Annotated in this window: 21 protein-coding genes; 10 read left to right on the forward strand and 11 right to left on the reverse strand. The window is 69.9% G+C overall.

All coding sequences use genetic code 11. The features are described 5' to 3' along the window. The first annotated feature begins 232 nt into the window (after positions 1-232). The 3 genes from ABFX50_RS22565 to ABFX50_RS22575 all read left to right on the forward strand — a co-directional run bounded on the left by ABFX50_RS22565 (position 233) and on the right by ABFX50_RS22575 (position 2,503). Positions 233-556 carry a hypothetical protein gene (locus ABFX50_RS22565; protein WP_346149282.1) on the forward strand — a complete coding sequence of 108 codons (324 nt, stop codon included), beginning with the start codon at positions 233-235 and terminating at the stop codon, positions 554-556. Then, entirely contained in the window at positions 553-1,215 is a 663-nt protein-coding gene (locus ABFX50_RS22570; protein ID WP_346149284.1) for a hypothetical protein, read from the forward strand. The genes ABFX50_RS22565 and ABFX50_RS22570 overlap by 4 nt, the downstream gene beginning before the upstream one ends. An 88-nt stretch (positions 1,216-1,303) precedes the next feature. Then, entirely contained in the window at positions 1,304-2,503 is a 1,200-nt protein-coding gene (locus tag ABFX50_RS22575) for a hypothetical protein (protein WP_346149286.1), read from the forward strand. Between the two features lie 51 nt (positions 2,504-2,554). Here ABFX50_RS22575 and ABFX50_RS22580 read toward each other — a convergent pair whose 3' ends face one another. Further along, a complete protein-coding gene (locus tag ABFX50_RS22580; RefSeq protein ID WP_346149288.1) occupies positions 2,555-3,139 on the reverse strand; it encodes a hemerythrin domain-containing protein in 585 nt (194 codons plus the stop codon). 37 nt (positions 3,140-3,176) lie between these two features. Beyond that, positions 3,177-3,632 carry a hypothetical protein gene (locus tag ABFX50_RS22585; protein WP_346149290.1) on the reverse strand — a complete coding sequence of 152 codons (456 nt, stop codon included), beginning with the start codon at positions 3,630-3,632 and terminating at the stop codon, positions 3,177-3,179. A 223-nt stretch (positions 3,633-3,855) separates the two neighbouring features. Between ABFX50_RS22585 and ABFX50_RS22590 the strand changes: the two genes are divergently transcribed. Beyond that, complete coding sequence (locus ABFX50_RS22590) at positions 3,856-5,205, forward strand: carboxylesterase/lipase family protein (protein WP_346149292.1); 1,350 nt, start codon at positions 3,856-3,858, stop codon at positions 5,203-5,205. Positions 5,206-5,260: 55 nt separating this feature from the next. Then, complete coding sequence (locus ABFX50_RS22595; protein ID WP_346149294.1) at positions 5,261-6,847, forward strand: AMP-binding protein; 1,587 nt, start codon at positions 5,261-5,263, stop codon at positions 6,845-6,847. A gap of 23 nt (positions 6,848-6,870) precedes the next feature. On the opposite strand, the gene ABFX50_RS22600 is transcribed toward ABFX50_RS22595, so the two are convergent. Next, positions 6,871-7,716 carry an alpha/beta fold hydrolase gene (locus tag ABFX50_RS22600; protein ID WP_346149296.1) on the reverse strand — a complete coding sequence of 282 codons (846 nt, stop codon included), beginning with the start codon at positions 7,714-7,716 and terminating at the stop codon, positions 6,871-6,873. Between the two features lie 45 nt (positions 7,717-7,761). Here ABFX50_RS22600 and ABFX50_RS22605 point away from each other — a divergent pair, with 45 nt between their 5' ends. Then, the gene (locus ABFX50_RS22605) at positions 7,762-8,364 is read left to right on the forward strand and encodes a TetR/AcrR family transcriptional regulator (protein WP_346149298.1); all 603 of its coding nucleotides are present in this window, start codon (positions 7,762-7,764) and stop codon (positions 8,362-8,364) included. 468 nt (positions 8,365-8,832) lie between these two features. Here ABFX50_RS22605 and ABFX50_RS22610 read toward each other — a convergent pair whose 3' ends face one another. Both ABFX50_RS22610 and ABFX50_RS22615 read right to left on the reverse strand, forming a co-directional pair. After that, positions 8,833-9,822 carry a hypothetical protein gene (locus tag ABFX50_RS22610; RefSeq protein ID WP_346149300.1) on the reverse strand — a complete coding sequence of 330 codons (990 nt, stop codon included), beginning with the start codon at positions 9,820-9,822 and terminating at the stop codon, positions 8,833-8,835. After that, on the reverse strand, positions 9,819-10,367 hold the full coding sequence (locus tag ABFX50_RS22615) for an RNA polymerase sigma factor (RefSeq protein WP_346149302.1): 549 nt from the start codon (positions 10,365-10,367) through the stop codon (positions 9,819-9,821). The genes ABFX50_RS22610 and ABFX50_RS22615 overlap by 4 nt, the downstream gene beginning before the upstream one ends. Before the next feature lie 190 nt (positions 10,368-10,557). On the opposite strand from ABFX50_RS22615, the gene ABFX50_RS22620 reads away from it, so the two are divergent. Next, a complete protein-coding gene (locus ABFX50_RS22620) occupies positions 10,558-10,860 on the forward strand; it encodes a helix-turn-helix domain-containing protein (protein WP_346149304.1) in 303 nt (100 codons plus the stop codon). A 219-nt stretch (positions 10,861-11,079) separates the two neighbouring features. Here ABFX50_RS22620 and ABFX50_RS22625 read toward each other — a convergent pair whose 3' ends face one another. Then, a complete protein-coding gene (locus ABFX50_RS22625; RefSeq protein WP_346149306.1) occupies positions 11,080-11,727 on the reverse strand; it encodes a TetR/AcrR family transcriptional regulator in 648 nt (215 codons plus the stop codon). 87 nt (positions 11,728-11,814) lie between these two features. On the opposite strand from ABFX50_RS22625, the gene ABFX50_RS22630 reads away from it, so the two are divergent. The 3 genes from ABFX50_RS22630 (at position 11,815) to ABFX50_RS22640 (ending at position 13,748) form a co-directional block, all read left to right on the forward strand. Continuing rightward, positions 11,815-12,651, forward strand: coding sequence for an arylamine N-acetyltransferase family protein (locus ABFX50_RS22630; protein WP_346149308.1), 837 nt, complete (start codon positions 11,815-11,817; stop codon positions 12,649-12,651). Positions 12,652-12,830: 179 nt separating this feature from the next. Continuing rightward, on the forward strand, positions 12,831-12,983 hold the full coding sequence (locus tag ABFX50_RS22635) for a hypothetical protein (protein ID WP_346149310.1): 153 nt from the start codon (positions 12,831-12,833) through the stop codon (positions 12,981-12,983). A gap of 33 nt (positions 12,984-13,016) precedes the next feature. Beyond that, positions 13,017-13,748 carry a sulfite exporter TauE/SafE family protein gene (locus tag ABFX50_RS22640; protein WP_346149312.1) on the forward strand — a complete coding sequence of 244 codons (732 nt, stop codon included), beginning with the start codon at positions 13,017-13,019 and terminating at the stop codon, positions 13,746-13,748. Positions 13,749-13,808: 60 nt separating this feature from the next. Here the strand turns inward: ABFX50_RS22640 and ABFX50_RS22645 are convergent, their stop codons facing one another. The 5 genes from ABFX50_RS22645 to ABFX50_RS22665 all read right to left on the reverse strand — a co-directional run bounded on the left by ABFX50_RS22645 (position 13,809) and on the right by ABFX50_RS22665 (position 19,164). Next, on the reverse strand, positions 13,809-15,287 hold the full coding sequence (locus tag ABFX50_RS22645) for a M1 family metallopeptidase (protein ID WP_346149314.1): 1,479 nt from the start codon (positions 15,285-15,287) through the stop codon (positions 13,809-13,811). Between the two features lie 65 nt (positions 15,288-15,352). After that, positions 15,353-16,039, reverse strand: a complete 687-nt coding sequence (locus tag ABFX50_RS22650; protein WP_346149316.1) for a type 1 glutamine amidotransferase — start codon at positions 16,037-16,039, stop codon at positions 15,353-15,355. Positions 16,040-16,259: 220 nt separating this feature from the next. Continuing rightward, the gene (locus ABFX50_RS22655) at positions 16,260-16,808 is read right to left on the reverse strand and encodes a hypothetical protein (protein ID WP_346149318.1); all 549 of its coding nucleotides are present in this window, start codon (positions 16,806-16,808) and stop codon (positions 16,260-16,262) included. A gap of 18 nt (positions 16,809-16,826) precedes the next feature. Then, entirely contained in the window at positions 16,827-17,828 is a 1,002-nt protein-coding gene (locus tag ABFX50_RS22660; protein ID WP_346149320.1) for a LacI family DNA-binding transcriptional regulator, read from the reverse strand. Next, the gene (locus ABFX50_RS22665) at positions 17,821-19,164 is read right to left on the reverse strand and encodes a rhamnulokinase (protein WP_346149322.1); all 1,344 of its coding nucleotides are present in this window, start codon (positions 19,162-19,164) and stop codon (positions 17,821-17,823) included. The genes ABFX50_RS22660 and ABFX50_RS22665 overlap by 8 nt, the downstream gene beginning before the upstream one ends. Positions 19,165-19,184: the final 20 nt, after the last annotated feature.

Genomic DNA, 19,184 nt, shown 5'->3' on the forward strand with positions numbered 1-19,184 from the left:
GCGATGACGAAGCGCCGTCCAGGCGCCCCACTGTCACGGCGTCGGCTTGCTCCCGCTGTTTGACCGGCCCTTTTCGTGCGGCTGGCACGGCGCGGTCACAAATGGCAGATGAGGGCGATGGCGCCTCATTCCCTGAGCCGCCTGGATCCTCTTGGACGATCCGTGGCAGGAAAGGCTCACTATGACAGCGACGTCAAACACAACTCCATCAGGTCAGCCCGAGCGTCCGGGCATGAGGGATGGGGTGTGCAGCGAGTTCACCGTCGTTACCAAGATCAAGCCGGGCCATGCGGATGCGTTGCGTGAGGATCTCGCCACGCTCGCCAGCGGGTCGGATGACGCCGAGGCCCGTGCGGCGCTGCGCCAGATCAGCACCCTGCACGACGCACGTCACGTGATATTCGACAACGGCACCAGGCACCTGTTCGCCAGCGTCTTCGACGGCTCATGGGACACCTACATCGACGACTTCGGCAAGACGGCAATCGGGGGCCGCTTCGACAAGGTCTTCTCGCACACCGAAGGGGTTCCCCGGCATCACCCGATCCGAAGGTGAAGGACTGGTTCCTCGCCCAGCAGGCGCCCGCGGGGGTCTTCGTCAGCTCCTATCCCGATCTGACCGTCCAACACCTCCAGCGCCCAGGAAGAGGCGCTCCTGGCGGCGAAGATGGTCGGGCGCTGGCCGAGCGGGGCGCCGTTGGCGCTGACCCGGAGCATGACGACCCGGCGCTGGGCGCCGATCCGCACCGCAACAACGACTTCCTGTACCGGGAGAACGACGATCGCGGCTTCCGATGCCCCGCCGGTGCGCACATCCGGCGTGCCAATCCCCGCGATGCCACCATCATCGGCGACGCCCGGATGCACCGCCTCATCCGCCGCGGCGCCACCTACGGCCCGCCGCTGCCAGAGGGCGTGCTGGAAGACGACGGTGCCGACCGGGGCCTGATCGGAAGCTTCATCGGAGCCTATCTCGAACGCCAGTTTGAGTTCATCAAGACCGAGTGGGTCAACGACGGCAACTTCATCGGCTTCCCCGGCGAGAAGGACCCGGTAGCCGGGCATCACGACGGAACAGGCAGCGCCACCATCCCGCAGAAGCCGATCCGGCGCCGCCTGCAGAACCTGCCCAGCTTCGTGGTCACCCGAGGCGGCGAGTACTGCTTCATGCCGGGCCTGCGCGCCCTGCGCTGGCTGGCCGAGCTGAAGGACTGACGGCTGGACGATGTCGCGCGGCGATCTGTTGGCTCTCACGCATCGGGGGTAGCGGCAGGGATCGACCCGATTCAGGAGGACACGAACGATGACGTTCAATCCGCTGCGCGAGCGGGGCATCCCGCTGGACAAGCAGCTGCGCAACTGGCGCGAGCTGAACGTGACACCGATCGATCCCGACCACGCCGATCCCTACACCCGCTGCCGCATCATCGCGATGAACGGCATCGAGGTCGAAGCGGTGATGTTCAGCCACCAGATGGCCAGGCACTGCCCGGACACCGAGATCAAGCAGCAGCTCGCGCGGGTGCGCTACATCGAGGCGCAGCAGCAGAAGGCGGTCAACTGGCTGCTGCCTGGGCTGGCCTCTGTGCTGGAGACCACGCTCGCCTACGAGCAGGTGGCGGTGGACCTCACCGCCTGGGTGGCCAGGATGGAGCCGGACCCGTATCTCCAGCAGGCCTACCAGTTCGGCGTGCTGGAGGACTTCGACCATCTCTACCGCTACGCCAACCTGTACGAGATGATCGAGCACCGCAAGGCCGAGAAGGTCGTCGATCAGCTCACCGAGGTCATGCCGGGCCGTCCGACGATCATGCATCACCGCGATCCCGTCGACAACGTACGCGAGCCGTACGACAGGGCGACGGTGGACCCGCTCTCCAAGCTGCACGCGCTGACGATCATGTCGGCCGAGCAGCAGACGATGAACTTCTACATGAACGTGGGCCCCGAGTACATGGAGCCGATCGCCCGCCGGCTCTACCAGGAGATCGGGCTGATCGAAGAGGAGCACGTCACCCACTACGAGTCGCTCGTCGACCCGGGGGAGACCTGGTGGGAGATGCTGCTCAACCACGAGTACAACGAGTGCTACCTCTACCACTCCTTCATGGAGACGGAGACGGATCCGAAGGTGAAGGCGATCTGGGAGCTCCACCTCAACATGGAGCTGGAGCACCTGCGCCTGGCGGCCGAGATGTTCAACAAGCACGACACCCGCGACGTCGCCGAGGTCGTCTCGCCGAAGCTGCCGAAACCGGTCACCTTCGAGCCGAACAAGGAGTACGTCAGGGACCTCATCGCCACGCAGATCGACTACACCACGATCGGCACGGGCTACGTGCAGGAGGCCCACGAGCGCTTCGAGAAGTTCCAGGAGCAGATCCACGGCGGCGAGCAGCCGCCGAGCGAGGCCGTCATCGAGGAGAACAAGGCCAAGTCGGGGGAGGAGTACCGGCTGGAGACGGAGGGCCCGCACCCCGTCGAACGGCTGCGGCTCAGCTGAGAGGGCGAAGGACCGGCCGGACCACCCGGCCGGTCCTGCCTTCTCCCCTGATCAGCTCTGCTTGCCCATCGCCTTCCTGACGACGTCGCGGATCCTGTCGGCCATCGCGACCGGCGTGCCGATCAGCATGTTCGCCGTCGCGGTCTCGACGCCGGCGTGCGGATGCGTGGGCGCCAGCGCCTCGGCCGCCTTGACCCCTGCGGCCATCGCCCTGCGCTCGGCCTGGCTGGTCTCGGCGCGCAGGTGGGTGAACTCGTAGCGCTCCTCCGCCCTCGCATGGGCCAGGACGGCGGTGCGCAGCAGGTCCAGGTTGGCCAGGAACCTCGGGTCGTCCACCCCCGCCTTCTCGATCTGGGTGAGCATGTCCTTGGCCGCGTTCTCCTCGGCCAGCCGCTCGTCCACGACCTCGTCACCGCCGGCCAGCTTGCGCCGGGCGTAGGGGTGGACGACCTCCTCCTCGGCCGTCTCGTGGACGGCGAGCAGCCGCACCAGCCTCTGGAACGGCTCGCCCCTCGCGTCCGGTGGCGCGCTCTCGACCTCGGCGAACAGGTCCCTGATCATGGCGTGCTGCCGTAGGAGCAGATCGACGACGTCGTTCTCGTCCATCAGCTCAGGCATCGTGTGACGGTCACCCATGAGTGTCCTCCTCTCGAGTGAAGTCCGCGCCTACCCCTCACACGAGCACGAACACCTCCCACCCCTCGTCGTGGACCGCTCCCGCGAGGGGGTCGGCGGTGAGACGGGGCAGCTCGCCCAGGTCGATCGGGCACCTTCCCTCGCCCAGCCGCGCCAGCCCGTCGCTCACCTCCACCCCGGCCAGCTCCCGCAACCGGTCCCTGTAGGCGACCAGGTCGTCCAGCGAGACGGCGCGGCGGCGGAAGCGCTTGTTCGGGTATTCCGCCGCCAGCCTCGCCAGCCCCTCGGCCGCCTCCGGGGTGGGCTCGAGGACGGTGAGCACCAGCACGTCGCCGCGGTGCCGTACGGCGTACCAGTCGCGGTCGGGCAGCCGGGTGCTCGCCAGGTAGCCGTAGCCGACGCAGAGCACGAGCAGCGGACCCTTCAGCACGTAGTACCTGAGCGCCCTGAACGGCTCGGCCCCCGGGCCTCGGCGCACGCCGTGGTGGCGCAAGGCCGCCGCATCCCCTCCTCGGCCTGGGGCGTCGGCCGCAGGACGGTCAGGACGAGCTGCTCGCCGTGGTCGACCGCCAGCCACTCCCGCCCGGCGGGAAGCCGCCCGGGCAGCCGTCCGGCGCCGAAGGCCACCACCAGCGCGGGCAGGTCGGCAGGGACCCCTTGCCACCGGCCCGCGCGGCGATCAGGATCGTCGAGGGAGCGGCGGGATGGACCAGGCAATGATCGTGAAGACGTCCTCGGGTCGGGTCTCCGGCATCCGGGTGGAGAACGTGCACGCCTTCCTCGGCGTGCCCTTCGCCGCGCCGCCGTTCGGTGAGCACCGCTTCAGACCTCCCACGCCACCCGAGCCGTGGGAGGGCGTGCGGCCCGCCGTCGAGCACGGCCCCGCCGCGCCGCAACGCCCGGCCCAGGACATCGGGCTGTTCGCGCCCGACGTCTTCCGCTACGGAGCCGACTGCCTGAACCTCGACGTCCACACCCCCGACCCGGGTGCGGCGGGGCTGCCGGTGCTGGTCTGGTTCCACGGAGGGGCCTTCTCCGTCGGCGCGAACTCCGCCGCGTGGCAGCGCGGGCACCGCTTCGCCCGCGACGGCGTGGTGTGCGTGGCCGTCAACTACCGGCTCGGCTTCGAGGGCTTCCTCGCGCTCGACGACGTCCCTGCCAACCTGGGCGTGCTCGACTGGCTGGCCGCCCTGCGCTGGGTACGGGCCAACATCGCCGCCTTCGGCGGCAACCCGGCCGACGTGACGATCGCGGGCCAGTCGGCGGGAGGGGCCGCGGTGGCGACGCTCATGACCATGCCCGACGCCGCGGGCCTGTTCCGCAGGGCGATCGTCATGAGCGGCTCGGCCACCCTCGTCACCTCCCTGGCCGAGGCCAGGGCCCAGGCCAAGGAGCTGGCGGCCGTGCTCGGCGTCAGACCGGTGCGCGAGGACTTCGCCGCGCTGCCGCCCGAACGTCTGCTGGCCGAGCAGCCGCCGCCGACGACGGGACAGCTCGGTTCGCTGGGCGAGTCGGTGGCGATCAAGCCCGTCGTCGACGGCCAGGTGGTGCCGGGGGTCCCGCTGGAGGCGATCGCCGCTGGCATCGGCGGCCACCTGCGGCTGCTGGCGGGCAACACCTCGCAGGAGGCCGATGTCTTCGTCAGGCGCATGGTCGAGGGCATCGACCAGGGCACCGCGCGTGAAGCGGCCGAGGCGCTCGGCTTCTCCTCCGACCCCGAACCGCCGCCCGCAGAGCTGGTGGCGAGGGCGGTCACCCACCGCCTGTTCATCAGGGAGACGCGCCTGCTCCTGCGGGCGCGCTCAGCGGCCATCGCGCCCACCTATGCCTACGAGTTCCGCTGGGAGTCGCCGCTCGAGAGCCCCGCGGGCGGCGGCAGGGTCGGCGCGGTGCACAACCTCGACCTGCCGTTCGTCTTCGACGTGCTCGACGCCCCAGGCGTGGCGCGCACCGCGGGACACCACGCGCCCCAGGCGCTGGCGCACGAGATGCACGGAGCGTGGGTGCGCTTCGTCAGGGACGGCGATCCTGGCTGGCCCGCGGGGGTGAAGCGGATCCTCAGGTAGGGGCCTCCCCGCAGAAGGGGTGGTGCGGGGCGGCGGCCGGTCGCAGACTGTGAGCATGCAGTCCTATTCCAGCGCCATCGCGGACGTCGCGCTGCTCGGCGAGACGATCGGGGAGAACTTCGAGCGCGCGGTCCTGCGCTTCGGAGATCGGGAGGCGCTGGTCGAGGTGGCGACGGGCCGCCGGTGGACCTACGCCCAGCTGAACGACGAGGTGGACCGCCTGGCGCGCGCCCTGACCGCCAGAGGCATCGCCAAAGGCGACAGGGTGGGCATCTGGGCCCCCAACTGCGCCGAGTGGGTCTTCGTGCAGTACGCCACCGCCAAGATCGGCGCGATCCTCGTCAACGTCAACCCCGCCTATCGCGGCCACGAGCTGGAGTACGTGGTCAGGCAGTCGGGCATGAGCCTGCTGATCAGCGCCGTGGCCCACAAGGGCGGCGACTACCGCGCGATGGTCGAGGAGATCGGCTTCGGCGAGGTCGTCTACCTCGGGCAGGACAGCTGGCAGGCGCTGCTGGCCGAGCAGGCCCCGCTGAAGGAGGTCGCGCTCTCCTTCGACGACCCGATCAACATCCAGTACACCTCGGGCACGACGGGCTTCCCCAAGGGCGCGACCCTGTCGCACCACAACATCCTGAACAACGGCTTCTTCGTCGGCGAGCTGATCCACTACACCGAGCACGACCGCGTCTGCCTGCCGGTGCCGTTCTACCACTGCTTCGGCATGGTGATGGGCAACCTCGGCGCCACCTCGCACGGCGCGTGCATCGTCATCCCCTCGGCGGGCTTCGACCCCGAGGCGGCCCTGCGCGCGGTCGAGCAGGAGCGCTGCACCAGCCTGTACGGCGTGCCGACGATGTTCATCGCCGAGCTGGCCCTGCTGGAGAACCCGGCCACCGGCTACGACCTGTCCAGCCTGCGCACCGGCATCATGGCGGGCTCGCCCTGCCCCGTCGAGGTCATGAAGCGCGTCGTCGGCGAGATGAACATGCCCGAGGTCGCCATCTGCTACGGCATGACGGAGACCTCGCCCGTCTCCACGATGACCAGGACCGACGACAGCCTGGAGCGTCGCACCGAGACGGTCGGCCGCGTGATGCCGCACGTCGAGGTCAAGATCGTGCACCCGGAGACAGGCCTGACCGTCCCGCGCGGCGAGCCGGGCGAGCTGTGCACGCGCGGCTACTCGGTGATGCTCGGCTACTGGGAGGAGCCTGGCAAGACCGCCGAGGCGATCGACAGGGCCCGCTGGATGCACACCGGCGACCTGGCGGCCATGGACGACGACGGGTACGTCAACGTGGTCGGCCGGATCAAGGACATGGTGATCAGGGGAGGCGAGAACATCTACCCCAGGGAGATCGAGGAGTACCTCTACCGCCACCCCGACATCGCCGACGTGCAGGTCATCGGCGTGCCCGACGACAAGTACGGCGAGGAGCTCATGGCCTGGATCGTCGTGCGCGAAGGGGCCGAGCCGCCCACCGCCGAGGCGATCAGGGAGTTCTGCGCGGGGGAGATCGCCCACTACAAGATCCCGCGCTACGTCCACGTCGTCGAGGCGTTCCCGATGACCGTGACCGGCAAGATCAGGAAGGTGGAGATGCGCGAGCGCTCGATCGGCCTGCTCGGGCGGGGCTGAGGCGCGCCGTCCTGGCGCTCGCGTCAGGTCCTGTCGGTGCTGGTCTCCTTGATGAAGCGGCGCAGCTCCGCGCACAGGCCACCGGGGTTGTCGAGCGGAATGAGCGTCCGCGAGTCCGGGATCTCCACGTACTCGCCCCTCGGCAGCAGGGCGGCCAGCCGCCGCCCCGTCTGCGGCGGCATCATGCGGTCCTCGGCTCCCCACGCGACCAGCGCGGGCCCGCGGAAGCCCCGTAGCCGCTCGGCCGCCTTCAGATAGGTGTCCTTGTCGACACTCCTGCAGAACTTCGCGAAGTCCCTGCGCACCTCGGCGTCGGTGAGCAGGGGGCCGTACCACCGGCGCACCAGTTCGTAGGGGATGGGGCGCTTGGCCATCCCGCCGAGCGAGGTCCGCATCCGTACGAGGAACGGGACCCTGAAGGACTGCAGCAGGAGGAAGAGCCCGCCGGGGACCCTGCTCGCCGCGTGCAGGGTCCTGCCCTGGACACCGGGCGGATAGTTCTCCAGCGCCTCGCACGAGGTGAGCACCAGCCTGCCGATGCGCGCGTCGCGCACACCCACGAGCAGCTGGGCCGTGCCGGCGTCGTTCTGGACGAGAGTGACGTCACGCAGGTCCAGCCGCTCCATGAACTCGGCGAGGACGTCGGCGACCCCCTGCGCCGACAGGTCGGCCTCCGGCCGCATCGGCCGGCGATGGCTCCCGATCGGCAGGACGGGGACGACGACCCTGTAGTCGGCGCGCAGGTCCTCCACCACCGCCTGCCACACCGACTCGTCGAAGGCGAGGCCCGGCACGAGCACCACGGTCTCGCCCGGGCCGCCGGTGTCGGTGTAGTCGATGCGGCCGGCGGACAGGTCGATGTCAGGCATGGCTCCACCCTCTAGATAGATCGATCTAGTGAGAGACTATCCGTCATGAGAACGACAGGCGATACCAGGGCCCGCATCCTGACGGCGGCGACCGAGCTATTCAGGCGTCAGGGATACGCCGCCACCGGCATGAAGCAGATCGTCGCGGAAGCCGGGGCCCCCTACGGCTCGGCCTACCACTTCTTCCCAGGCGGCAAGGCGCAGCTCGGCGAGGAGGTGATCAGGACCTCCGGCGCGGCCTACCTGGGCCTCATCGCCCAGCTCTTCCCCGAGCCAGGCCCGCGTGCCGACCCCGCCCTCGCCACCGCCGAGGCCTTCGCCGCCGCCGCCGTGACCCTGCGGGAACTCGACTACGCCGACCCCTGCCCGGTCGCCACCATCGCCCTGGAGGTGGCCAGCACCAACCAGACGCTGCGCGGGGCCGCCGCGGAGGTCTTCGACAGCTGGATCGACGGCCTGGCCGCCTACTACTCGGCCTGCGGCATCGCGGGGCCCGCCGCCCGCGACATCGCCACGTCCGTCATCGGCCTGCTGGAAGGCGCCTTCATGCTCGGCAGGACGGCGCGCTCCACCCAGCCCGTGCTGACGGCGGCCACGGCCGCGGCCGCCGTCGTCCGCGCGACGCGGGCGCCGTCCACCGAGGCGTGACGAGCTTCCCTGCGTCCTGTGGGGTTGTTGGCAAAGCCGGCCGTCGTCGAGCCGTACAGGGCGGCACTGACCACGCTGCGGGACTCCGCGCCTCCCATCCCCGCCGCCACAGGGCGCTCGCCCAGGACTTCGGCGAGGGCTGGCGTCGGGGAGCACTCGACAGGTTCTCGGCATCCCCGGCGAGTCCCGGGCCGCCCGACCGCCCTCCGGGCGTCCCAGGTGGGCCGCCCGCTTGTCTGAATGCACCCCTGTAGCCGAGGGCGGCGGCGGGCCATTCTGAACGCATGCGACTGCCGAACCTCCGCCGCGCATCCCGACCTCATCGGTCAACTCGCCGGCGACAGCAGCGAGCTGGGGTGCCGTTCAGTTGCTCCTCAAGCCCCGTTGCCGACGGCGTCGCTGGGTGAGTACCCATCAGACTGGACGGCTCTCGCCCGTTGCGGGGCGGGAGCCGAATTGTGCGCGTGATCAGGAGGCGGGCGGTGGCGCGCTTCCTTCGTAGAACGGGTTCTCGGGCAGACGCTCGGGTGTGACGAGCAACCGGATCACGCCGGCCTTCACCTGCCACGCGTTCCAGACGATCCAGCCGGGTCCGACCCGGTCCGCAGGTAGCGGCTGGAAGGACGACATATTCCCCGTTTTCTTATCCGTTCGAATGAGACTGAACACCGCGGTCAGGTTACGCTTACGCGCCTCAGCCAGGATGTCGTCCACGGGGCGGCCGTTTCGCAGCCGGACCCCGTCGAACATCTCGCCTGGCGCCATGGCCGAGTCGAAGTTCGCGTATTCCTCTCCCGGCTTCGCCTGGCGTCCCAGTCTGACGTCCACGTTGCCGGTGAAACCGGCGGGGATCCGCATCACCATGAGGCAGTGGCTGTCCTGTCCTGGCCGGCATCCTCTGGGTGTCGTCTCCATTGTGAGGGGGACACCGTTGATCCGGGGGCCGGAGGGGTCTGGCTTAGCTTCCGGGTCGGGGCGAGAGCTACCCTTGCCCGCGATGATCATGCCGAGGATCTTCCCCACGCTGCCTGGCGAGACGGGTACTGGACGTAGATTGACGTTCAAGCCGACCGCGTGGAATGCCTGGGTGTACTTGTCGTGGTCGGCGAACGGGTCCTTGATGCGGGCGACGTATTGGCTACCTTCCCGGAGAATCTCCATCGCGGAGTTGGCGTAGGAGACCGCCACGCCACGTCCGTCCTCCAGCAGACTCGGACCCACCACGATGCCTGTTGCGAGCACGGCCGCAGCGGTCAGACCCAATACAAGACGGCGAGGACCGCGCACAACGTGTCGGCGGGGACGCCCCAGCCCTTCGGCGGCGATACCGGGTTCTTGGGCGGCGATCGAGGCTAGCAACGCCCGTGCCCCCGTCCCGGACGCGTGGCTGTCCGGCTGTCCGGGCTCGACCCGGGCCAGGGGCCTCAGCAGTTCGTTGATCTCATCGACGTTCCTCATAGCGACCTCCCCGCCGGAATCATCCGGCTTTTTGATGTGAACGGGACACCGGCTTCGTCAAGTGCGCGCGAGAAGCGCTTGCGGGCGCGATACAGCCTGATGCGCACGGCGTTGCGGGACAGTCCCAGCATCGTGGCGATCTCCTCGCGCCCCAGGCCCTCCCAGGCGACCAGCGAAAGAAGTTCACGGTCGTCGTCGGCCAGGCTCCGGAACACTGTGCTGATCACGCTCAGTTCAAGGCCGCTGTCAGGGGAATTCCCGTAAAGATCGGCCATCTCCGCGTCCAGTGCCACGCTGTGCAGCCGCTGTCGGACCGTGCTCCGGCGATGGTCGGCCAGCACCTTGCGCGCCACGCCATATAGCCAGAGCCTGGCCTCCTGCCCTGGTGGCAGCTCGGTCACCCGGCGCCAGGCGATGGTGAAGGTCTCCGCCACGACATCGGCCGCGTCCTGTGGGGAGTCACAGCGGCGCGCGGCGTAGGCTGCGATCTGGTCGTATGTCTCCCTGTAGAGGGCCTCGAACCTGGCCACCCCGTCGTCATCCACGGGCGATTCCCATGGCTGATCTCCTTCGTCGGTACGAAACGCGGACATCCCCCTACATGGCGAAAGGCGCCCCATCATTTCGCGTGACTCTGAGGAATCTTCAGCGCTTCTGCTCGACCACCGCGGCGGCCGGCTCAGCGCGCGCCGCCGACAACACCTGGCCGCCATCGCCGATGAGGCGGGCATCGGAATGCGGACCCCGGACGGCCTGGCCACCGCCCACGCCCACGGCCGTACCGGAGGCCGGCCCCCGGCCTTGGACGCCGCCAAGCCCGCCGCCGCCCGCGCCCGCCAGGAGCGCGGCGAGTCCATCACCGCCATCGCCAAGCACCTCGGTGTCGGCCGCTTCACCCTGTACCGAGTCCTGGAGGAGCAGGACCGGCCCGCCGCGGCGACGACGAAGCAGCCCGCGCCCGCGCCCATGCCCTCGAAGGCCGAGGACGAAGCGTGCGACGCCGCCACCTACGCCGCGCGGATGACGTCGGCGGCCTGAGCGACGTCGTCGGGCTCGCCGATCAGGCGGACGGACACGGGCATGCCCATTGCGGGCACCCCTGGCTCCAGCAGGTCAGGCAGCCGGGCACGTCGGTTATGAGTCCTGGCTGGAACGCGATCACTTGATGCGGCTGGACTTTGACCCCCGGTTGTCGGGATCTCCTCACGCCCGTTCTGGCTGTCGTGGTCGACCGCGGATGTCCGAATCTCTACCAGATCAGGCGCCGCCGAGGTCGGCGAGGCCGATCTCAGCGGCGGGCAGCTGCTGAATGTCCGGGCGGGCACGCAGACCGTCGAGCATGAGGGCCAGGTAGCGGTCCACGCTGCGCTGGGTGAGCTCGGTACGCAGGCCGGGCATCGGCCGCAGCAGCAGGGCCATCATCAGTGTCACGTCGCCGGCGTCCACGTCGTGGCGCAGGTCGCCGTCGGCCTGGGCACGGCGGACGAGCCGGTCGAGGATCTTCAGCAGGGTCCGGCGCAGCCGCCGTTCCTCGGGGTCGGCGTGGAGCTCTTCCCAGGTGCTGGTGAACCAGATCGACAACCAGGTGGCCAGCCGCAGTTCGGCGGCAGCCCGACGGATGAAGCGCGACAACGCCCCCCAGGCGTCTGGCTCCTCGTCCTCCGCGTCGCGCGCGATGGCCACCACGCGGTGGAAGCCATCCAGGGCGACCCCGCGCACCAGCGCTTCGCGGTCGGGAAAGCGGCGATAGAGGGTGGCGGTTCCGACGCCGGCGCGGCGTGCCACCTCCTCCATCGGCACCTCGGCGCCGCGTTCAGCGATGAGCGCACGGGCGGCCTCGATGATCTGCTCGCGGTTGAGCCTGGCGTCGGCCCGGAGCTGGCGCCCGGGACTCTCGTTACTCACTCCAGCAGTATACGGATGGACTGCCCTCATATAGCCTAGATAAGTGGAGGATCTTCTTTCACTTAGGAGGTTGATATGACTGCAGAGATGACCATCGCCCCGATACTCCACAGGATCGGGCACCGCGGGCGCGTGGCCGCCGACCTGGAGACGCTGTTCACCCTGCACCGTGCCTGGAGGGAGGCCGTGCCATACGAGAACCTCGACATCCAGCTCGGCAGGCCGATCAGCCTCGACCCGGACGCGCTGTTCGACAAGCTCGTGCGGCGGCGCCGCGGCGGCTACTGCTACGAGCAGAACGCCGGCCTGGCCATGCTGCTGCGCCTAGCCGGCTTCCAGGTGACGATGGTGGAGGCTGGCGTCATGCGCGCAGCCCGGGGCGAGGCGATGTGGGGTAACCACAACGCGCTGCTGGTCGACCTCGACGGCCGTCGTTGGCTGGCCGACGCGGGCATCGGGGACGGCTTCGTCGAGCCGCTGCTTCTGCATGAGGGGCCGCAGACCCAGGGAAACCTGACCTACCGGCTGGAGCGGCTCGATCCGGACACCTGGCGCTTCCATCACTACCCCAGCGGGACAATCACCTCCTACGACTTTCGGCTGCAGCCGCGCGGGATCGCCGACTTCGCCGCCCGCTCCCGGGAACTGTCTACCTCAGCCGAATCGACGTATGTCACCACGCTCATGGCCGCCCGGCCGACCGCTGGACACACCTTGGTACTGCTGTCACGCACACTGCGCCAGCTCGGCGCCGACGGCAGGACGTCCCGGGCGATTGGCGACGCGGACGAGTTCGCCAGAACGCTCTCCACACAATTCCTGGTACCGCTTGACGACCTCGGGCAGAGCGGCGTCGCCCGGCTCTGGGAGAAGACCGGCACCCAGGACGACCTATGGCGCGCACGCGTCAGCGACACCACTTAAAGCCTGTCGGTTGAGATCAACCGACAGGCTCTTTCGCTTCGTCGTAGCTGAGGCAAGCGCGGCCTGGGTGCGGGCAGATGTCCGCGGCCGCGGGACGCCGGACCAGGAGCGGCACCCGCTGCAGGCGCCCACTCAGCAGTCGTAGTCGGCGAAAAAGATGATCGAAAAAGCCGGTCCCGATGCAGCCCGCGATCAGGATCAGCGGTAACAGCCATCACGGCTTCCGCGTGCTGACCGCAGGCTACGGCATCCTGTCGCAGCTGGCCGCCACAGGCCGCTTCCGCGCCGAGGCCGAACGCTGGATCCCCGGCTTCGCCCCCGACCCTGCCTGAAGCCGGTCGCCGGCCACGTCCTAGCATGTCGGGATGCTCGAACTCCTCGGCCTGCTCGCGGTGGGTGTCGTGGCCGGGGTGGTCAGCACCGTCGTCAGCCTGGCCTCGATCATCTCCTACCCCGCGCTGCTGGCCTTCGGCCTGTCACCGCTGGCCGCCAACGTCACCAACACCGTCTCTCTGGTGTTCACCGGCATCGGGGCGGCGGCGGGGTCGAGGCCGGAGCTGAAGGGGCAGGGCGGCACGGTGCTGCGCCTGGGCTGGATCAGCGCGCTGGGCGGCGCGACGGGTGCGCTCCTGCTGCTGATCACCCCGTCGAGGACGTTCGAGCTCATCGCGCCCTTCCTGATCGCGATCGCGTCGCTGCTGCTGATCCGCCCGCCGGGGGTCAGGCCGGGAGGCAACCACAGCGTGCTGGCCAGGGTGGCGCTGTTCGCGGTGGCGATCTACGTCGGCTACTTCGGCGCGGCGGGCGGGATCCTCATGCTCGCCGTGCTCACCGCCGTCCTCGACCAGGCGCCCGCCAGGGTGAACGCGGTCAAGAACGTCATCTCGGGCCTGGCCAACTTCGTCGCGGCGGCCGGGTTCGCGCTCTTCGGCCCGGTGGTGTGGTGGGCCGTCGCGCCGCTGGCCGCGGGGTTCCTCATCGGCGGGTGGCTCGGGCCGTCGATCGCCCGCCGCCTGCCCGGCCGCTCGCTGCGTTACCTGGCGGCGGCGTGCGGGCTGGCCGTGGCGGTCAAGCTGGGTGTCGACGCTCTCACCTGACCGGCCTCTGACAGGCCGAGGCCGGTACGGCAGGCGCGCCCGCCGTACCGGCCCTGGGGGTTACTTCGTGTGCCTCAGCAGCTCGTGCACCGCCTTGATCTTGGCGACCGAGGCGGGCTCACCTCCCGCTGCCTTGGCCGTAGCCGCCGCCGTGCCGTTCGGCGAGGTGGCGGGCTTGCCCACGGTGAACAGCCACGTGTCGAAGACCGCGTCCAGCTGCTTGCCGGAGATCCGCTCGGCCAGCGCGATGAACTCGGACGTCTCGGCGTTGCCGTGCCGCTTGACGGTCGGCCAGGTCTTGACGATGTTCCAGAACGCCGCGTCGCCCACCTCGACCCTCAGCGCCTGCAGCGCCATCGCGCCCCTGTAGTAGGTGGCGTTGTGGAACAGGTCGGCCGCGCCCGGGTCGCCCGGCTTGACCTGCCAGAACTCGTCCTCAGCCGGCCACAGGCCGTAGAAGTAGTCGGCGACCTCCGCCGCCGTGCCCTCGCCCAGCTTCTCCGACCACATCCACTCGGCGTAGGTCGCGAAGCCCTCGTTGAGCCAGATGTGCTTCCAGTCCTTGACCGCGACACTGTCGCCGAACCACTGGTGGGCGTTCTCGTGCACGACCACGTAGGTGTCGGGGCCCGCCCTGAAGAAGCGGGGGTCGTAGACCGGCTGCGTCTGGGTCTCCAGCGCGAAGCCTGGCAGTGCGCTGGTGACCGAGCCGCCCATCGAGCGGAACGGATAGCGGCCGAAGCTGCCCGCCAGCCACTCGACGATCTGCGGCGTCTGCTCGATCGACTCCTTGGCCGCCGCCTCGTACTGGCCGAGGTCCTTGCTGTAGGCGGTCACCACGGGCAGGCCGTTGGACTGTCCCATGCGCACCTCCAGCTGGCCGATGAAGAGCGTGGCCAGGTAGGTGGCCATCGGCTTGTCCATCACCCAGGTCGAGGTGGTCTTCTCGCCCGAGGTGCGCTCCTTGACCTTGATGCCGTTGGTGATGGCCTGGGTGCCCTTCGGCACGCTGACCGTGATGTCGTAGGTGGCCTTGTCGAGCGGGTGGTCGTTGCTCGGGAACCACCACCACGCCACCTGCGGCTGGCCCAGGGCGAGCGCGCCGTCGGCGGTGGCGATCCAGGGCTGGAAGCCGCCCGTCTCGTCGGGAACCGGCACCTTGGACGGCGTGTCGGCGTAGCTCACCTCGACGAGGAACGGCTTGCCCCTGGTCAGCGCGCGGGCCGGGGTGATCTCCAGCTCGTGCAGCCCGGTCCTGGCGAACGTGGCGGGCCTGCCGTCGACCTTCACGCTGTCGACCTTGAGCAGGAAGTCGAGGTTGAAGCGGGTCAGGTGCTGGGTCGCCGTCGCCAGGATCCTCGCCCTGCCACGCAACAGGTCGGCCCCCGGCTGGTAGTCGAGGTTCAGGCTGTAGTGCTTGGCGTCGTAGCCGCCGTTGCCGTGGTTGGGGAAGTAGGAGTCTCCGATGCCCGGCGCCCCCGGGCCCCTGTCGGTAGCGGCCGCGGGGGTCGCCAGGACGAGCCCGGCCGCCGCGGTCATGGCGATAAGGGTGCGTGCTCGGATTAATCGCATCATCGCAAGGTAACCGAGGGTCGCCGCGTCGTCTACGAGTTTCGGCTGACCCCGGAGAAGCGCCTGGCGACCTCCCGCCACACGGGTGTGGCGGAGGGCTCGTCGAGCAGCGCCCGCCTGTGCAGCTCGGCCAGGTCGAAGCCGCGGTCGTCCCACTCCAGGATCCGCTCGGGCCACACCTCGGGATGGAACTGCACGCCCCATGCCGCCGCGCCGACCCTGAAGGCCTGGTAGGGGCAGGCCTCGGTCTCGGCGAGCCAGACCGCGTCCGGCGGCAGCTCCACGACCGCGTCCTTGTGGTGCTCGATCGCTGTGACGACCTTCGGCAGGCCGTGGAAGAGCGCGTCCTCGGCCGCCTCGGGGCGCAGGGTGATCGCCGTGCTGCCGTTCTCCGGCTCGCCCGCGTCGCCCTTCACCAGCCCGCCCGCCACCTCGGCGAGCATCTGCCCGCCCAGGCACACCCCCAGGTACGGCCGGCCCTCGTCGAGCGCCTCCCGCACCAGCGCCCTGGTCGCGGCCAGCCACGGCGCCCTGCCGTCCTCGGAGGGCAGGTAGCCGCCGCCCAGCACGACCAGTGCGCGTTCACCCAGCTCCTCGGGTACGGCGGCGCCCTCGAAGGCCCGCACGACCTCCAGCTCCAGGCCGTCGTCCGTCAGCCATTCGCCGAGCCTGCGAGGGCCACCGCTGGCGGCGTTCTGCACGACCAGGACATCACGCATCGGAGGCCTCCCGCAGCCAGTCGATGATCTGCTCGTCCACGTCCTCGGGGGAGTGGAGGGCGAAGACGTGCGCGCTCTCCACCCACGCGTTCCGGATCTTGTCGCGCACGGTCCAGCATTCTTCCGCATCACCACTCGAAGGCCGAGCAGGGGGGAGCGGCCGGGGGTGTCAGCGGCGCGGGGGCCACAGCGGGACGGGACGCGGACGGGCGGGCGCGCGTCAGCGGGGCATCGGGCGGATCCGGTCGTCTTCGCCGGGGCCGGCCGGCGGGGCGGAGGCGGGCTGGAAGGGGTCGAACGCCGGCGGGTACTGCTGCTGTTGCCGCTGCGGCGGGCCGTACGAGGGGTCCGGCGGCGCGGGCCTGGCCGCGCGCCACCTGGAGGGGAAGGCGGAGGCGGTCAGCAGCAGGATGCCGGCGATGAAGAGCACGCCGGTGGGGCCGAACATGTCGAAACCCCAGCGGAGTGGAGCGGGCAGCAGGTCGGCCAGGTCGCTGGGGTAGAGCATGGGGATCAGCAGCACCGCGCCCATGCCGGTGAAGCCGAGCCCGGTCACCAGCGAGGCGAGGGGCGACAGCCGCGAGCCGGCCAGGAAGCCCAGCGCGACGGCGCACGCCGCCAGCACGGCGGCCCCAAGCCACGAAGGCGAGAAGTCGGTCCTGAAGGCGTACGCGACCTGTCCGGAGCCGTACATCAGGCCGAGCATCAGCAAAGGGGTCAGGAGCAGTCCAGCGACCACTCCGAGGATATGGCGGGCAGCTTTGGACATAGGGGGCAGTCTAAAGCGTCAGCGGCTGGACTCTCTGACCACGAGCTCGGGTTGGAACATGATCTGCTGGTGGGCGTGGGTGTCGGGATTGTCACACTCGTCGAGGAGCAGCTCGGTGGCGACCCTGCCGAGCTGGTAGGTCGGCTGGCGGACCGAGCTGAGCGACACGGTGGAGGCCGAGGCGAAGTCGATGTCGTCGTAGCCGATCAGCGAGACCTGTTCGGGCACCCGTACGCCCGCCTGCAGCAGCCCGCGCAGCAGGCCGAGCGCCAGCAGGTCGTTGGCGCAGAACACCGCGTCGGGCAGGTCGGCGAGCAGCAACTCGGCGGCCTGCTGCCCGGCCTTGGCGGTCATCGCGGTCATCTCCAGCACACGCAGCCGCCCTGGATCGAGCCCCGCCGCCGCGAGCGCCCGCTCGGCGCCGACTCTTCGCTCCCTGCACTGGCGCATGGTCGCGGGCCCCGCCACGTAGGCCAGCCGCTCGGCGCCGCCCTCCAGCAGGTGGGCGGCGGCCATGGTGCCGCCCGTCACGTCGTTGACAGAGACCGCGCACTGGTCGGCGCGATCGGCGGGGTGGTCGACGAGCACGACGGCGATGCCGCGCGCCCTCAGCCGCTCCAGGCGGTGCGGATCGTCGTCGGAGGGGGTGATGAGCACGCCGCGCACCCGCTGCTCGGCGAAGACGAGCAGGTTGCGCTCCTCCTTGGACCTGCTGCCCGCCGAGTTGCCGAGGATCACCGCGTAGCCGCGGTCACTGGCGAGATCCTCCACGCCCGCGGCGACGTCGGTGAAGAACGGGTTGCCGATGTCGATCACCGACAGGCCGATCGTGCGGCTGTGGCCGGCGCGCAGCGTGGAGGCCGATCCGTGGCGGACGAAGCCCAGCTCGCGGATGACCTGCTCGACCCTTGTGCGCGTGGCGCCCGCGACCTTCTCTGGCCTGTTGAGCACGTTCGACACCGTGCCGGGTGAGACGCCCGCCCTTGCGGCGACCTCCTTGATGCTGACCGTTTCAGACAAGCCCGCCCCCGGGGTGGTAGGTGCGCAGCGGCTGGCTGCGCCGTACGAACTCGCGCAGGTCGCCCGCCAGCCCCCTGGCGCGGGCCTGGACCAGCACGTTGCCCAGAGCCGCCGCCTCGACAGGGCCCGCGACCACGGGCAGGCCCGTGGCGTCGGCCGTCAGCTGGCACAGCAGCGCGTTGCGCGCGCCGCCTCCGACCAGGTGCACGACGTCGATCTCCCGTCCGCTCAGCCGCGCGGCGTCGCTGATTGCTCGCTGGTAGGCGAGGGCGAGGCTTTCCAGGATGCATCGTACGGCCTGCGGCTTGTCGGCAGGGGCGGGCTGACCTGTGCGCTCGCAGTAGGCGGTGATCCGCGAGGGCATGTCGCCAGGCGGCAGGAAGGCGGGATCGTCGGGGTCGATGGTCATCTGTCCAGGCTTGGCGTGGGCGGCGGCCTGGAGCAGGCCCTCGAGGTCACTCTCGCCCCACGCGCGCAGGCACTCCTGCAGGATCCACAGGCCCATGACGTTGCGCAGGTAGCGGATCGTGCCGTCGATGCCCGCCTCGTTGGTGAAGTTGGCCGCCCTGCTCTCCTCGCTCAGCACGGGGGAGTCGAGCTCGACGCCCACCAGCGACCAGGTGCCGCACGAGATGTAGGCGAAGTCGGGGGTGCGGGCGGGCACGGCCGCCACGGCTGAGGCGGTGTCGTGCGAGGCGACACGGGTGACGACGGTGTCGAAGCCGAGCTCGGCCGTCACGGGACCGACGACGCTCCCGGGCTCGGAGATCTCGGGGAAGATGCGCGCAGGCAGCCCGAGACGGTCGATGAGGGGCAGCGCCCAGTCCCTCCGCGCGACGTCGAACAGGCCCGTCGTGGAGGCGTTCGTCAGCTCCGCGCCCCTGACGCCCGTCAGCCAGTAGGCGAACAGGTCGGGGATCATGAGCAGCGTCTCCGCCCGGTCGAGACGGTCCTCCAGCAGCTGGTAGAGGGTGTTGAACGGCAGGAACTGCAGGCCGTTCACCTCGTAGCGGTCGGCGTCGAGGCGCTCGGTGTACCCCGAGGTGCGGGCGTCCCTGTAGTGGACGGGGTTGCCGATCAGCCTGCCGTCGCCGTCCAGCAGGCCGTAGTCGACGGCCCACGAGTCGATGCCGATCGACTCGACGGGCCCGGCCTGCCGCAGGCCGTCCAGCATCTGGGAGTAGAGGCCGAGGACGTCCCAGTGCAGGGTGCCTGCCACGCTGACGGGACGGTTGGGGAAGCGGTGCGCCTCGACGAGCTCCACCCGTCCCCCGGAGATCTCGGCCCGCATCACCCGTCCGCTGGAGGCGCCCAGATCGACAGCTGTGAATCGCATCCCCCGATTAAAACGTACAA

It is taken from the genome of Nonomuraea recticatena, from assembly GCF_039533245.1.
Lineage (GTDB): Bacteria > Actinomycetota > Actinomycetes > Streptosporangiales > Streptosporangiaceae > Nonomuraea > Nonomuraea roseola.

Coding starts and splice junctions, on each gene's coding strand:
- ABFX50_RS22565 (WP_346149282.1), top strand. CDS start 233: ATGAGGGATGGGGTGTGCAGCGAGTTCACCGTCGTTACCAAGATCAAG.
- ABFX50_RS22575 (WP_346149286.1), top strand. CDS start 1,304: ATGACGTTCAATCCGCTGCGCGAGCGGGGCATCCCGCTGGACAAGCAG.
- ABFX50_RS22580 (WP_346149288.1), bottom strand. CDS start 3,139: ATGGGTGACCGTCACACGATGCCTGAGCTGATGGACGAGAACGACGTC.
- ABFX50_RS22590 (WP_346149292.1), top strand. CDS start 3,856: ATGATCGTGAAGACGTCCTCGGGTCGGGTCTCCGGCATCCGGGTGGAG.
- ABFX50_RS22595 (WP_346149294.1), top strand. CDS start 5,261: ATGCAGTCCTATTCCAGCGCCATCGCGGACGTCGCGCTGCTCGGCGAG.
- ABFX50_RS22600 (WP_346149296.1), bottom strand. CDS start 7,716: ATGCCTGACATCGACCTGTCCGCCGGCCGCATCGACTACACCGACACC.
- ABFX50_RS22605 (WP_346149298.1), top strand. CDS start 7,762: ATGAGAACGACAGGCGATACCAGGGCCCGCATCCTGACGGCGGCGACC.
- ABFX50_RS22610 (WP_346149300.1), bottom strand. CDS start 9,822: ATGAGGAACGTCGATGAGATCAACGAACTGCTGAGGCCCCTGGCCCGG.
- ABFX50_RS22620 (WP_346149304.1), top strand. CDS start 10,558: ATGCGGACCCCGGACGGCCTGGCCACCGCCCACGCCCACGGCCGTACC.
- ABFX50_RS22630 (WP_346149308.1), top strand. CDS start 11,815: ATGACCATCGCCCCGATACTCCACAGGATCGGGCACCGCGGGCGCGTG.
- ABFX50_RS22635 (WP_346149310.1), top strand. CDS start 12,831: ATGCAGCCCGCGATCAGGATCAGCGGTAACAGCCATCACGGCTTCCGC.
- ABFX50_RS22640 (WP_346149312.1), top strand. CDS start 13,017: ATGCTCGAACTCCTCGGCCTGCTCGCGGTGGGTGTCGTGGCCGGGGTG.
- ABFX50_RS22645 (WP_346149314.1), bottom strand. CDS start 15,287: ATGACCGCGGCGGCCGGGCTCGTCCTGGCGACCCCCGCGGCCGCTACC.
- ABFX50_RS22650 (WP_346149316.1), bottom strand. CDS start 16,039: ATGCGTGATGTCCTGGTCGTGCAGAACGCCGCCAGCGGTGGCCCTCGC.
- ABFX50_RS22655 (WP_346149318.1), bottom strand. CDS start 16,808: ATGTCCAAAGCTGCCCGCCATATCCTCGGAGTGGTCGCTGGACTGCTC.
- ABFX50_RS22665 (WP_346149322.1), bottom strand. CDS start 19,164: ATGCGATTCACAGCTGTCGATCTGGGCGCCTCCAGCGGACGGGTGATG.